The sequence below is a fragment of the Pseudomonas spirodelae genome (assembly GCF_034653255.1).
Classification (GTDB): Bacteria; Pseudomonadota; Gammaproteobacteria; order Pseudomonadales; family Pseudomonadaceae; genus Aquipseudomonas; species Aquipseudomonas spirodelae.
This window is the reverse complement of sequence record NZ_JAYEET010000013.1, coordinates 168,064-181,558: the sequence shown is the minus strand read 5'-3', so window position 1 is coordinate 181,558 and position 13,495 is coordinate 168,064. Positions and strand designations below refer to the sequence as shown.

At 56.6% G+C, this 13,495-nt stretch carries 12 protein-coding genes; all 12 read right to left on the bottom strand.

The genetic code is table 11. From position 1 onward, the window contains the following. Nucleotides 1-76 precede the first annotated feature (76 nt). The 12 genes from SOP97_RS05830 to flgB all read right to left on the bottom strand — a co-directional run bounded on the left by SOP97_RS05830 (nucleotide 77) and on the right by flgB (nucleotide 13,184). A complete protein-coding gene (locus tag SOP97_RS05830) occupies nucleotides 77-1,591 on the bottom strand; it encodes a flagellin (RefSeq protein WP_322948555.1) in 1,515 nt (504 codons plus the stop codon). Between the two features lie 309 nt (nucleotides 1,592-1,900). Beyond that, on the bottom strand, nucleotides 1,901-3,148 hold the full coding sequence (gene flgL / locus SOP97_RS05825; protein ID WP_322948554.1) for a flagellar hook-associated protein FlgL: 1,248 nt from the start codon (nucleotides 3,146-3,148) through the stop codon (nucleotides 1,901-1,903). Nucleotides 3,149-3,260: 112 nt separating this feature from the next. Further along, nucleotides 3,261-5,348 (bottom strand): flagellar hook-associated protein FlgK, encoded by a 2,088-nt coding sequence (flgK, locus tag SOP97_RS05820; protein ID WP_322948553.1) that lies wholly within the window; start codon nucleotides 5,346-5,348, stop codon nucleotides 3,261-3,263. Nucleotides 5,349-5,354: 6 nt separating this feature from the next. Beyond that, complete coding sequence (gene flgJ, locus SOP97_RS05815; RefSeq protein WP_322948552.1) at nucleotides 5,355-6,527, bottom strand: flagellar assembly peptidoglycan hydrolase FlgJ; 1,173 nt, start codon at nucleotides 6,525-6,527, stop codon at nucleotides 5,355-5,357. 14 nt (nucleotides 6,528-6,541) lie between these two features. Then, nucleotides 6,542-7,645, bottom strand: a complete 1,104-nt coding sequence (locus tag SOP97_RS05810) for a flagellar basal body P-ring protein FlgI (protein ID WP_274088300.1) — start codon at nucleotides 7,643-7,645, stop codon at nucleotides 6,542-6,544. An 11-nt stretch (nucleotides 7,646-7,656) separates the two neighbouring features. After that, complete coding sequence (gene flgH / locus SOP97_RS05805; protein ID WP_274088299.1) at nucleotides 7,657-8,376, bottom strand: flagellar basal body L-ring protein FlgH; 720 nt, start codon at nucleotides 8,374-8,376, stop codon at nucleotides 7,657-7,659. Between the two features lie 82 nt (nucleotides 8,377-8,458). Further along, nucleotides 8,459-9,244, bottom strand: coding sequence for a flagellar basal-body rod protein FlgG (gene flgG, locus SOP97_RS05800; protein ID WP_274088298.1), 786 nt, complete (start codon nucleotides 9,242-9,244; stop codon nucleotides 8,459-8,461). A 46-nt stretch (nucleotides 9,245-9,290) separates the two neighbouring features. Next, complete coding sequence (locus SOP97_RS05795) at nucleotides 9,291-10,031, bottom strand: flagellar basal body rod protein FlgF (protein WP_322948551.1); 741 nt, start codon at nucleotides 10,029-10,031, stop codon at nucleotides 9,291-9,293. 202 nt (nucleotides 10,032-10,233) lie between these two features. Then, a complete protein-coding gene (gene flgE, locus SOP97_RS05790) occupies nucleotides 10,234-11,580 on the bottom strand; it encodes a flagellar hook protein FlgE (protein WP_274088296.1) in 1,347 nt (448 codons plus the stop codon). A 43-nt stretch (nucleotides 11,581-11,623) separates the two neighbouring features. After that, nucleotides 11,624-12,292, bottom strand: a complete 669-nt coding sequence (flgD, locus tag SOP97_RS05785) for a flagellar hook assembly protein FlgD (RefSeq protein ID WP_322948550.1) — start codon at nucleotides 12,290-12,292, stop codon at nucleotides 11,624-11,626. 25 nt (nucleotides 12,293-12,317) lie between these two features. Next, nucleotides 12,318-12,761: a flagellar basal body rod protein FlgC gene (flgC, locus tag SOP97_RS05780; RefSeq protein WP_274088294.1), complete on the bottom strand. Its 444-nt coding sequence runs from the start codon at nucleotides 12,759-12,761 to the stop codon at nucleotides 12,318-12,320. Nucleotides 12,762-12,776: 15 nt separating this feature from the next. Further along, nucleotides 12,777-13,184, bottom strand: a complete 408-nt coding sequence (gene flgB / locus SOP97_RS05775; protein WP_322948549.1) for a flagellar basal body rod protein FlgB — start codon at nucleotides 13,182-13,184, stop codon at nucleotides 12,777-12,779. Nucleotides 13,185-13,495: the final 311 nt, after the last annotated feature.

Sequence of the window (13,495 nt, the reverse complement as noted above, 5' to 3'; positions counted from 1 at the left end):
ACCTCACCTCAAATGGCAAAGCGGGGAGTAGCGCTTAGCACTACCCCCCGAGGTTAAAACCAACTCGCTGTAAGGCTTAACGCAGGAGGCTAAGCACCGCCTGCGGCAGCTGGTTGGCCTGAGCCAGAATCGCCGTACCGGCCTGTTGCAGAATCTGATTTTTGCTCAGATTCGCGGTTTCTACGGCGAAGTCAGTATCTTGGATACGACCACGGGCTGCGGATACGTTCTCCGAGATGTTTTGCAGGTTTGAGATGGTGTTCTCAAAACGGTTCTGAGTAGCCCCCAGTGCAGCGCGGTTTTTATCGATACCAGCGATTGCAGCATCAATGACCGAGATAGCATTCTGCGCGCCTGATGCAGTACTGATATTTACATCTGCCACCTTAGCTAGCACGGAAATGTTGGTGCCTGCAGCTGCAACTGTGGCGGCGTCAGCACCAGCACTAGTAACTTGAAAGGCACCACTGCTATCCAAGCGGATATTCCCCGAGACACGAGTACTGTCGGTGTCTGTGGCTGGCGTAGCTCCCCCAGTCAGCGTAACAGTACCGGTAGTTGCCACCTTACCGTCGTAGTCGATCTTATTTAGAGCGATAGTTTTTGTAGTGCCTGAATTGTTAAAATCGGCAATGACGATATCATCGCCATTTTCACTGATCAGTTCGATTTTGGAGTTATTACTTGTCAGCGTTGCAGTAACACCAGTTTTTGAACTTTGAGCGTTAACTGCAGCAGCCAGGTCACTTAGATTAGTTTTATCATTAATCACAGCGTTGACTGAAACAGCTCCGCCAGTGGTACTGCCCGTCAACGTAAATGCCACATTACCAGTGTCGCCTAGGCTGGAAAGCTCGACACCTGTGCGTGCATCAGCGCTGACGCCAGTAGCGCCGGACAGAAGATTGACAGCCGTGGCCGCAGCCGCTGCGGAGCCAGCTGCAATAGTCCCCGTAGTACCTGTGCCAGCTGGCCCTGTGATAGTCAGTGTAGCTACACCGCCAATTGCAGCCGCGCCAGGAGTAGGTGCTGCGGCTCCAATCGCACCAACACCAGTACCGCCAAGATTTACCCGATTGGCACCAATATCACGAGCACTCGACGAGTTGATCTGCACGGCAATGGTTTCGTTGGCATTAGCGCCAACCTGGAACTGCTTGGTGCCGAATTCTCCGCTTAGCAGCTTCTGGCCACCGAAGGTGGTGGTGTCGGCAATACGGTTCAACTCTTCTTTGAGCTGACCTACTTCCTGGTTCAGTGCCTGACGTTCAGTGGTGGAGTTACTGCCGTTAGCCGACTGCAGGGACAGATCACGCATACGCTGCAGAATGTTGGTCGACTGCTGCAGAGCACCTTCAGCGGTTTGTGCCAGAGAGATACCATCATTGGCGTTACGAACTGCAACACCCAAGCCGTTTACCTGACTGGTCAGACGGTTGGAGATTTGCAGGCCGGCGGCATCGTCCTTGGCACTGTTGATACGGCTACCGGTGGACAACCGCTGCAAAGAAGTACTCAGAGCATTGGAAGACGCATTCAGGTTGCGCTGAGTATTGAGGGAAGCGACGTTGGTGTTAACTGTAAGAGCCATGATGGTGTCCTCCAAGGACTAGCGTGTTTGCCTGAGCGTGCGACCTTGGGTGGGCAGTGCCCAGGCACCCATAAAGTTCGCATTCGTACTTTGTATCGGCGCTTGCTACGGGAGCTTTAGGCTTTTTTTATAAAAAAACGCTTGCAGTATTTTTGGCTTTTAAAAACAGCTTGTTGCAGCGCTTGATCAGCGTAAACCCAAAGCTATGCCAAGGAACCGTCGTGCGTCTTAGGCTTTGCAGGGTGGGTTAGCGACGCAGGACAGCGTATTGATAGACTTCGACGGTGACTGTGCGCCACGTAACCCACCCTACAGCTTGTTAAACAGGTTAAGGCCACTGACTTTCACGTAGCTTTGCTGTGCAGCTTCAAGGATTACTGTTTGAAAGGCCAGTCGCGATAAGGCCTCAGCGTAATCCAGCTCACGCAGCTCGGCCTGCACCGATTTATTGACTAGGCCGACGTCTTCGTTATCGGTCTGGGTGGTTTCGACCACATTGAGGCGCGCGCCGATTTCACCGCGCACGCTGTCCACAGTGGTCATGCCGTTATCGAGGTTGGTAATAGCAACGGCTACCGCATCACCAACCTGAAAGCCACTGGCCGAGCTCTGCAAACTAGTTTTTAACTGAGCAATGGTATCGAGGATGCCTCGTTTTTGCTGAGTGGCGTCGACAGTGAGCTGAACAGTCTCCCCACCCACTGGTACACCCGAGAACTTCAGCGTTACACCGCGAAACACCAAACTGTCGGCCTTGTCCGGATCCGCATCGAGGGTGCCACTGCCGTCGGGCAAGGGTGTATCACCAACCGTTCTGGGCAACCCATAGACCGCATAGTTATTCTGGTTAGGTGCTACGTCGAACACCACTTCAACGCCACTATCCGGAAACGGGGTAACGCCGGAAAACGCGACTTCGTCCTGCACCAGCGGGGCCGACACCTGCAACGTTGACCCCGGCGCGGCCGTAACAGCGGCCTGCACACGCCCAGCGTTAATCACGTTTTCAAAGGTTTTCTTGCCGTTATCACTAATCGGTACGCTCAGTGAGCTGGCAATTTGCAGTTTGCGCTGGCCTTCGTCGCCTTGATAACTGTAACTGCCATCGGCCTGACGAACGAAGGGCTGGGTTTTGCCCTGAAAGCCTGCAAACAAATATTCGCCCCGTGCGTTGCGGGTATTCATCAGCCCGAGTAGCTCGTCTTCGCGCTCACCCAACTCGGCCGCGATGGATTCGCGATCGGCTTGACTCAAGGCGCCGTTACCGGCCTGTACCGCCAGTTCGCGCACGCGCTGCAATACGGTGTTGACCGAGTTGAGGGTGACTTCTTCCTGCGCCAGGCCGTTTTTTGCCGCCGTGAGGTTCTCTTTATATTGCCCTAGGACGTTTTGCTGTTGCTCCAATTGCAGCAGGCGCACCGAAGCAACCGGGTCGTCTGCGGGTGTCAAAATGCGGTTGCCGGTGCTGATCTGCTCCTGCGTGCGGATGGCATTGGCGTAGTTTTTTTGCAGGCCTTGCACACCGTTGTTAAATGCCTGAATGGTGGAGATGCGCATGTTTAAGCCTCTTGTCGCAATCCGGTGTTTGGCTGCTACTAGCCGCCATATACCCTAACCCTCTGCCGGGGGTTAGAGGATTGTTCTGTACGCGCCGTAAAGCGGCGCGCGTTTATCTGAATGTATTGATCAGGGTATCGAACAAAGAGCGCGCAACTTGAATGACCTGGGCCGACGCGTTGTAGTACTGCTCGAATTTGATCAGGTTGGCGGCCTCTTCATCGAGGTTGACCCCTGACAGCGAGTCACGGTTATCGGTGGCTTGCTTAAGAATCGCCCCGGTGGCCTCACTGTCTTGCCGCGCTTGGGCGGTCAAGGTGCCGACTCGCTCGACCATATCGCCGTAACCCTCGGTAAAGCTGACGCCCGTGCCAATACCCGTAACAGTCGGGTCTACGCCCACCGTTTGTTTATTTTGCAGGTCGGCAAGCTTTAGGGCGTTGCGGTTGTCGGAGACACCGTTTTGGTTAAAGCTGATGTCGAAACGGTCATTGTTTTCCGGCCGACCACTCAGGCTCATGCTCACCTGGGTACCATCTGCCAAAGCGAGGACGAAGTTGTTCTGTTGCCCAGGCTGAAACAATGGTGTCGGGGCGGGTGTAATAGGTACGCCTTTATTGTCGACACGGGTAAGGGTGGCACCTGCAGGTAAACCGCCGAAATCACCTGCAGCAGCGTTATAAGTCAAGGTCAGCGGTGGGAATGCGGCTTTCAGGGCAACAATATCTATAGCAGTGCCGGTGGACTGCAAATCAGGCTGACTGATTACTCCATTGCCTTTGTTTTGCAGATTGGCTTCGGACCTCACCGGTGCGGCAAAGGCCAACTGATCAGGCTGATCCAGTGTGGTACTGATGCTTGTGGCGCCCCGCCGAGTGGGTTGTAACAGATAAAGATCACCACTCTCAGCCTTGGCAAACTCGGCCGCACTGAAGGTCACATTGAACCCCTGATCCTTGGGCAAGGCCGGAGGATTGGATTGCGTCAGGCTGAGGGTGTAATTGCCGGAGCCATCGTTTACTGCCGTGACATCTACCGCCTCACCATCAGAAAGTCGACGGGCTTTAAACGTAGGCGGTGTGGCCGTTTCATCGTCGACTTCAAGGCGATAGTCACTGGTGGTCAGCACGCTGGTGTCAGTGATGTTCAGTTGCGGTTGCGCATTACCACTATTGGTCGAGAACGCACGAGCGCGCAAGCTGGCCAGGGCCGAGTCATTGAAATCGCCAAATAGCGCCGTGCCCACTTGCCCTTTTAGGTCCAAGCCCTGCCCCAACTGGGTGTTGACCTGATCCGTCACCGCCAGGGCCAAACGCCCCAGTGAGTTGAGCGTTGGATCAAGGCTCTCGGCGCGGTAACGGATCAAACCACCCAGCTCACCGCCGGTTAGCAGCGACGTAACGCCTTGGCGCGAGCCACCGCTGACAAATTCCACCTCAGATCGGGTCGGGTCGCCCTGCCCTGGCACCACTTGCAGGCTGTTGCTTTTGCTCCCTACCACCAGCGGCTGGCCGGAGCCAACGAACAGGTTGATGGTGTTGTCATCCTGCGGCACAGCCGTCACACCAATAAAGGTGGAGAGTTGGCGAATGGCTTCATCACGGCCGTCCAGCAGGTCGTTGGGCTGCGCTCCGTTGGCGCCGGCAATGGCGATGGCGTCGTTATAGCTGGCAATCGATGTAACCAAACGGTTGACTTGATCGGTGACCGCCGACATCTGTTTGTTGATGAACTGATTTTGATCGTTGATGCGATCGTAGACTGTATTGAACCGCTTAGACAGGCCTTCCGCTTCAGACAGCACAAGCTGCCGCGCGGGGATATTCGCGGGGTCTTCGGCCGCTGTCTGCAACGCCGAGAAGAGCTTTTGCAGTGCCGGCGTAATTCCCGTGGTAGAACCCGCAAGCAGCGAGTCAAGTTGTTCGATCTGGCTTTTATAAGCACTCACGTCGCTGCTCAGCGCAGTGCTGCTACGAACCTGGGCGCTCAGAAATTCGCTGTAACTACGACGCACATCCACCAAGGTGGTGCCTGAGCCGATAAAGCCAGCACCACTGAACTGAGGGTTACGCGTGGCCTGTACGGTGTCTTGCCGTGAGAAGCCCGGCGTGTTGACGTTGGTGATGTTATGGCCCGTGACTGCCAGCGAGGTTTTGTTCGCGGACAGGCCGGACAGGCCAATATTGAGGAGGTCAGCCATGATTCATCATCCGCTGGTGGACGGCGTGCTAACGGCCGCGACTGTTTGATAGGTCTGCATCTGCCGTGCGATCTGGGCGATCTTGCGGGCGTATTGCGGGTCTGTGGCGTAGCCGGCTTTCTGCAACTCCCGGGCGAATTGCTCAGGCTTGTCGGTGGTGGCCAGGGCTTTCTCGTAACGGCCGTTGCCCTGCAGGAAGCTCACGTAATCGTCAAAACTGTGGGCATAGGACTCGTAGGCGCGGAAGGTCGCCGCCTCTTTAACAGCCTTGCCGCCTTTGAATTCAGTGGTCAACACGCGCGCCGAATCGCCTTCCCAAGTGTTGTGGGTTTTGATGCCAAACAGGTTGTGGCTGCTGGAACCGTCCTGCTGACGAATTATTGACTTGCCCCAGCCAGTCTCCAGCGCGGCCTGAGCCACTAGATAGCGCGGGTCGACGCCAATTTTGTCAGCGGCTTGCTCGGCCATCGGCAACATGGCCGCAATAAATTCATCCTTCGAACCGAACGCGGCCTTGCTCGGTGCCAGCGGCGGCTGGGCAATGCGGCGACCGGTGATGGCGTCCATACCACTCAAGCCCAGAGCAGTGTCGGCGGGCGCGGCGAAGGATTTAGCTGGGATCCAGTCGTTCTGCGCCAGCGGCTGACTATCGGCAGCCGCCGTGGGCGGCACGATGCCGGCGAGCAAACGGTCGGTAAGTTTGCCTGGCAGCGACAAGCGCCGCTGGTTGAGCAGCGAGCTGTCATCGCGGCTGCTCTCAACTTTGGCCAGTGGTTTGCTCGGCGCGCTTGGCACCGGCTCATTGACCTGGGCAAAGGGGTTGGGGCGGGTGTCGGCGGCTTTGATTTGCGACATCTGCCGCACCAGTACATCGGCCAAGCCAATACCATTCTGGTGATTGGACAGGGTGACGGCTAGCTGCTGGTCGTGCATGTCCTGGTAGGTTTTGCTCTCGTTACTGTTCATGAAGTTGCCTTCACCGAACGCCTCGTTAGCCGAGCGCATGGCTTTGAGCATTTCATTGAGAAACAGCGACTCAAATTCTTGAGCGACTTTCTTGATGTTCTTTTCGCTGTCGCCACCAACCTTGAACTGCTGCAAACGGCCCAAGTCGTTATAGGCACCGCTGTCTACGGCGCTTTGGCCGCCAAGCAAGCCCGCTGAGAGTCGAGAGTCCATCGCCTGCCCTCCTCTTAAATCACAATCAGGTCAGCCTGTAGAGCGCCGGCTTGCTTGAGCGCCTCCAGGATGGCCATAAGGTCGGAAGGCGAAGCGCCAACCTGATTCACCGCGCGGACGATTTCATCCAGCGTGGTCCCAGGACCGAACTTGAACATGGGTTTTAATTCCTGATCAGCATTGACCTTGGAGCGAGGCACCACGGCCGTCTGACCACCAGAAAGGGCTTCGGGCTGGCTGACAATCGGGTCTTCAGTAATGGTCACGGTGAGGCTGCCGTGGGTCACGGCGGCAGGCTGCACCCGAACATTCTGGCCAATGACGATGGTGCCCGTGCGCGAGTTGATGATGACCTTGGCTACCGCCTGGCCGACCTCGACTTCGAGGTTTTCCAGAATCGACAGGTAGTCCACCCGCTGGCCTGGATCGAGCGGCGCGCTGACGCGAATCGAGCCACCGTCGACGGCTTGGGCGACGCCTGGGCCGAGCAATTCGTTGATGTGATCAACAATATTCTTAGCGGTGGTGAAGTCTGGACGATTGAGGTTAAGCGTAAGCGTGTTGCCCTGATCGAAACCGCTCGGCACCGGCCGCTCGACCGTCGCACCACCGGGAATGCGCCCCGCGGACGGCACGTTGACGGTGATACGCGAGCCGTCGCCGCCTTCGGCGTCAAAACCACCGACCACCAGGTTGCCCTGGGCGATGGCATAAACGTTACCGTCGATACCTTTAAGCGGCGTCATCAGCAGGCTGCCACCACGCAGGCTCTTGGCGTTACCAATAGAAGAAACGGTGATGTCGATGGTTTGCCCGGGTTTGGCGAACGCCGGCAGGTCAGCATGGATCGATACCGCCGCGACGTTCTTCAGCTGTACGTTGCCGCCCTGCGGCACCTTGATGCCGAACTGCGCCATCATGTTGTTGAAGGTCTGCACGGTAAAGGGTGTCTGGGTGGTTTGGTCGCCGCTGCCATTAAGCCCAACAACCAGGCCGTAGCCAATCAGCTGGTTGGTGCGTACGCCTTGAATACTGGCCAAGTCTTTAAGCCGTTCGGCCTGAGCCAGTGAAGCCAGCAACAGCGCAGCGGCGGCAATCAGGTATTTGCTCAGCGTCATGTTGACCATCCTCAGAACGGCCACATTGGGCTAAGGAAGAAACGGCTCATCCAGCCCGGTTGCGAGGCATCGGCAAAGGCACCAGTGCCCGAGTAGGTAATACGCGCGTCGGCAATCCGGGTCGATGACACGGTGTTGTCAGTGGCAATGTCATCGGCGCGCACCAGGCCGGCAATCCGCACCAGCTCATCGCCGGTATTCAAGGTCATCCACTTTTCACCGCGCACCAGCAGGATGCCGTTGGGCATCACTTCGGCCACCGAGACGGTGATCGAGCCGGTCAGGCTGTTGCTCTGCCCCGCCGCACCTGAGCCGTCAGCCGAACGCGTGGCATCAAAGCTGGCATCCAGCCCCAGGTTGTCATTGGTCATGCCCAAGGCACCTATACCGGCCAATGGATTTTTCGGCGACACGGCCATACCGAACAGATTAGGCACGCCGAGGTTGGCCGAGCTGTCTTTGCTGATCTGACTGCTGCTGTTCTTGCTGGCCTGGGTGCGCTCATTCAGGGTGATGGTGATGATGTCGCCGACCCGATAAGCCTTGCGGTCACTGAACAGACCATTCTCGAAACCGGCCTGATAAATCGAGCCATTGTTCTGCGCGGCAGGCAGCGGAGTACGTGGCATCACCGGCGCGTAATAGGGATCGTCCGGCTTAGGCGCGGGCGCCATGCAGCCGCTCAAAGCCAGAGGGCCAAGCAGTGCACTTATGATGATCAGCCGGTTCATATCGATTACCTCAGATGTTGCATTCTGCTGGGTGAAGACCTTGGTGAGTTACGCTGCTGCGCGCCTAACCCGCCCTACGCCATTAAAGATTTTGCGAAATAAAGCCGAGCATCTGGTCCGCGGTGGAAATGACTTTTGAGTTCATTTCATAGGCGCGTTGGGTGGTGATCATGTTCACCAGCTCCTCGACCACGCTGACGTTGGAGTTTTCCAGGGTGTTCTGCAGCGTTGTGCCCAAGCCGTTCAAGCCCGGTGTACCAACCTGCGGAGCGCCGCTGGAGGCGGTTTCCAGGAACAGGTTGTTGCCGATCGCTTCCAGACCCGCCGGGTTGATAAAGTCGGCGGTCTGCAGGTTGCCGACAATCTGTGGTTGCGGGTTGCCAGAAGTAGTCACCGACACGGTGCCGTCTTCACCTACGGTAAAGGTGCGCACCTCGTTGGGCAGTACGATGGCGGGCTCCAGCGCATAACCGTTGGAGGTCACCACTTGGCCATCGGAGTTGAGGTGAAAACTACCGTCGCGGCTGTAGGAGACGGTGCCGTCGGGCAGCAACACTTGGAAGAAGCCACGGCCATTAATTGCCATGTCCAACGGCTGCTCGGTGGTTTGCAGGCTGCCGGCGGTAAAGATTTTCTGCGTGCCGACTACGCGCACACCGGTACCCAACTGCAAACCAGAGGGCAACTGGCTGTCCTGACTGGACTGGCCGCCGGGTTGACGGCGGATCTGATACAGCAGGTCTTCAAACTCGGCGCGGTCACGCTTAAAGCCGGTAGTCGAGACGTTAGCCAAGTTGTTGGAAATGGTGGTCAGGTTCATGTCCTGAGCGGACAAACCCGTCTTACTGACCCACAGTGCCGGAAGCATATCGATTCTCCTCGGGCGTCGATTTACCGACGCCGCGTGCTGGTAATTAGGTCATCTGCAAGACGCGCGCCATGGCCGACGAATTATCTTCGGCGGTGCGCATCATCTTCACTTGCAGCTCGAATTGGCGGGACAACGATAGGATCGCCGTCATCTCCTCCACGGCATTGACGTTGCTTGATTCGAGAAAGCCCGAGGTAATTTCCGTGGTGGCGTCGGCCAGCACCGGGCCTTGGCCCTTGAAGCGGATCATGCCGTCAGTGCCCTTCTCCATCTGCTTAAGATCTGGGTTGACCAGTTTTAAGCGATCGACCTCAGCCAGCACATTGGGCGCTTCACCGAGGGCACGAATACTGATGGTGCCGTCTTTACCGATTTCGATTTTCTGCTCAGGCGGGACTGCAATCGGCCCGGCGTTGCCCATCACCGGCAAACCGTTGCCGGTACGCAGCACACCGAGGGCATCGACGTTCAAGCTGGCCGTGCGCACGTAAGCTTCAGTGCCATCAGGGGCCTGCACAGCCAGCCAACCTTTGCCACCCACTGCCACATCCAGATCACGCCCAGTTTCCTGCAACGAGCCTGGGGTGAAGTCGGTACCGGGACGCTCACTCATGGCGTAGACCCGCGACGGTAAACCGTCACCAAAAATCGGCATGGAACGCGCCTGTTCAAAATCCCGGCGAAAACCATTGGTGGTGATGTTTGCCAGGTTGTTGGCGTGGGCACGCTGGGCCAGGGTGTTGTTATGGGCACCAGTCATGGAAACGTACAGCATCTTGTCCATGGTTATTCTCCGAGTTGGGCGTGTCGCCCGCTGCTCTATACAAGGTATAAAGCAATGCCTATGCCAGCATCCGAAAAATATTTATAAACCATTGATAAATTTAGACTTTAAAAATAAAAAGGCTCCATAAAGGAGCCTTTTAAAAACCGCGGCGGCGTATTTTTGCCGCTGACGACAAGCACTTGCCTGCCGCCGGCCATTATCAACGCAGGTTGATAATGGTCTGAGTAATCGCGCTCTCGGTTTCGATGGTCTTAGCGTTGGCCTGGTAGTTACGCTGAGCGACGATCAGGTTGACCAGCTGGTCGGACAGCTCGACGTTGGAGTCTTCTAGGGCGCCAGCCTGCAGCGAGCCCAAAGTACCGCTGCCAGGTGGGTTTCGCACCGGTTCACCTGATTCGAATGACTGTACCCACTGGGTTTTACCGACCGGCGTCAAACCCTGCACGTTGGCGAAGTTGGCCAGAATCACCTGCCCCTGCACCTTGGACTGACCATTGGTGTAGCGCGCAAAAATCACTCCGGTTTCATCGATTTCCAGCCCTGCCAGCTCGCCAGTGGTGTAACCATCCTGACTGACGCGGTTGACCGCGAAAGCGCTGGAAAACTGGGTAGAACCACGCATGTCAAAGGTAAAACCACCTGGATTACTTTGCGCTCCATTGAGCGACCAGCCTGTGGGTGAGCCTGTATCCGGCGCAGCCGGGTTCCAGGTACCAATAGTAAATTGCCCTGCTGGAGTTATCGCGGGCCCTGTGGTCGGAGGGACCGCTGTGATATCAGTAATTTGCGCCAATGCACTGATCTGCCCGGCCGCATCGAAATTCAACTGATAGCGGTCCGGCTCAGTGCCCGCTGGTACTGCGGCAGCCGGGTTGGACGGACTGCGACCGTCGATCAGAATATTCATCTGCCACTGGTTCGAAGCGTCCTTGACGAAATACTGCGTCAGTACGTGGGCGTTACCCTGAGTGTCATAGATATTGGTCGAGGTCGACGAGTTATAGGTAGTCGGATCGCCCGGGTCGAACGGCGTATTGGTTGGGCTCGCGAGGGTTGAGTTAAGGTTGAAACCCTGAGAAATACTGGTGGTGGCCTTGGGCTCCTGGCTTGCAGTCTGCACTTGCAGGTTGCCGACCACACCCTGCTGCAGCACGCCATTGGCATCAGTGGTATAGCCCTGCAGGTTATAGCCGAAGTTGTCGACGATAAAACCCTCGCGGTCCGTACCAAAATAACCGGCACGGGTATAACTCAAGGCACCATTGTTGTTTACCTGGAAAAAACCATTGCCATTGATCGCCAGGTCCAGCGCGTTCTGCGTGTAATTGATGTTGCCCTGATTGAACAGCTGCGACACATCACCCAGCAGCACACCACTACCCTGAGGGTTCTTACCAGTGCCCAATACCGATGAGGCATAGACATCAGCAAACTCGGCACGCGACTGTTTGAAGCCTGCAGTGCCGGCGTTGGCAATGTTGTTACCGGTCACATTGAGGTCGCTGGTGGCAGCACGCAGGCCGCTAAGGCCTATGTTGAAACTCATGGAAGACTCCTTTGCCGGACAGCCGGCCGCATAAACCCGTTAATTACTGACCGATAACCTGCACTTGCGACAACGGCACACTGCCGAGCCCCGCCAGGTTCAACATCAACTCGCTGCCGCCAAGGACTACGCTATCGACGTTGGCCGGCAGCATGGTGTAAAGCCCCTTCGCCTCGCCGTCATAGGTGGCCTGCGCTTCAAACTTGTAGGTGCCGGGCGGCATCAGATTGCCGCTGCTGTCCTTGCCATCCCAAATAAAGCTGACATTGCCGGCCTGCTGTTCGCCCAGGTTGACCCGCGAAACCACCGAGCCGGAAGCGTCGTATACATTCACGTAGACGTTGCTGCTGCTGACGGGCAGAACAAGGCTCGCCTTAAAGCTCTCACTGGTATCAACCACCGCCTTATCCGTAGGCACGATGACCTTGCGCCCGACCAGCGAAGACGCCTGCAGCGCCTGGGATGACTGATAGCCACTGACCAAGGAGCCCATACTGGTGTTGAGCTTCTCGATCCCCTCAACCTGACTGAACTGCGCCAGCTGGGCGATAAACTCGCCGTTACCTTGCGGCTCCAGCGGGTTCTGGTTGTTCAATTGCGCAACGAGCAAATTGAGGAACTCATTTTTACCAAGTTCTTTTTTGCCGCCCGTTTCAGGTTTGATCTGGTACTGATCCAGCCCACTCGCGCTAACGCCACCAACAGTACTCATAAGTTCGTGCTCCTAATCCGGTGGCTTACTGACCCAGGGTCAATACGCGCTGCATCATCTGCTTGGCGGTGTTCATCATTTCAGTGTTGGTCTGAAAGGCCCGGCTGGCGGAAATCATGTCGGCCATCTCTTCCACCACGTTGACGTTGGGGTAGTAAACGTAGCCGCCCTCATCGGCCGCCGGATGGTTCGGCTCATAGCGCGGCATCAGGCTGCTTTGATCCTCGACTACGCCCAATACCTGTACGCCGGCACCGGCATTGTCCTGCTCGGCAAACAACGAACCACGGTCACCGCCCTGCGCCGACTGGTACACGGTGGCGAACACCGGATGCCGTGCGCGATACGTCTGATCAATGCTCGAGGAGACCGTCTCGGCGTTGGCGATGTTGCTGGAAATGGTGTTCAGGCGAGTGCTCTGAGCACTCATACCCATTCCGGCGATGTTGAAAACACTGGTAAGTGACATAGCTTCAGGCTCCTATTAATCGCCGCGCAGGGCGCTGACCAGCCCTTTGAATTTGCTGTTGAGCAGAGTGAAACTGGCTTGGAACTGCACCGAGTTCTCTGCGTAGTTGGATTGCTCGATTTGCAGGTCAACGGTGTTCTGATCAATCGATGCCTGCATCGGCATGCGGTACGCCAGGCTGGCATCGCTGAGCGTCACACCGTCAGCCGGGATATGCTGACTATTGGTTCGATTCAGGCTGGTCGCGCCGCGCTGGCTCTGGGCACTTTGTTCCGCCAACACGCTGGCGAATTGCAGATCACGCGCCTTGAAGTTAGGCGTGTCGGCGTTGGCGATGTTATTGGCCAGCACCTCGGCACGCTGGGTGCGAAAGCCGAGTGCCTTTTCGTGTATGCCGAGTGCCCGATCGAAACTGATGCTCATGGTCAGAAACCTTTGCCAATTGGCGTAGTTGTTTTCCGTGCATGACCATATGCAAAGGCTGTGCCACTTAACCTTTCACTTATTTATCAATGATTTAATCAATAAACCGGTCGTTATAGGCGGCAAAGCGGCAAAGGCTTTCCGCCCATAGGCATGCCAGCGGCAATCACGCCCCGCCCTTTGCCCCCACCCGGCAAATACAAACGGCGCGGGCCGATAAACGTCAGGAACGATGTTTGATCGTTAGATCTCGGGCAGCGCTTTCTCCCAGACCAATGCCACGATGCAGCGATATGAAGGGCTCAGAACCC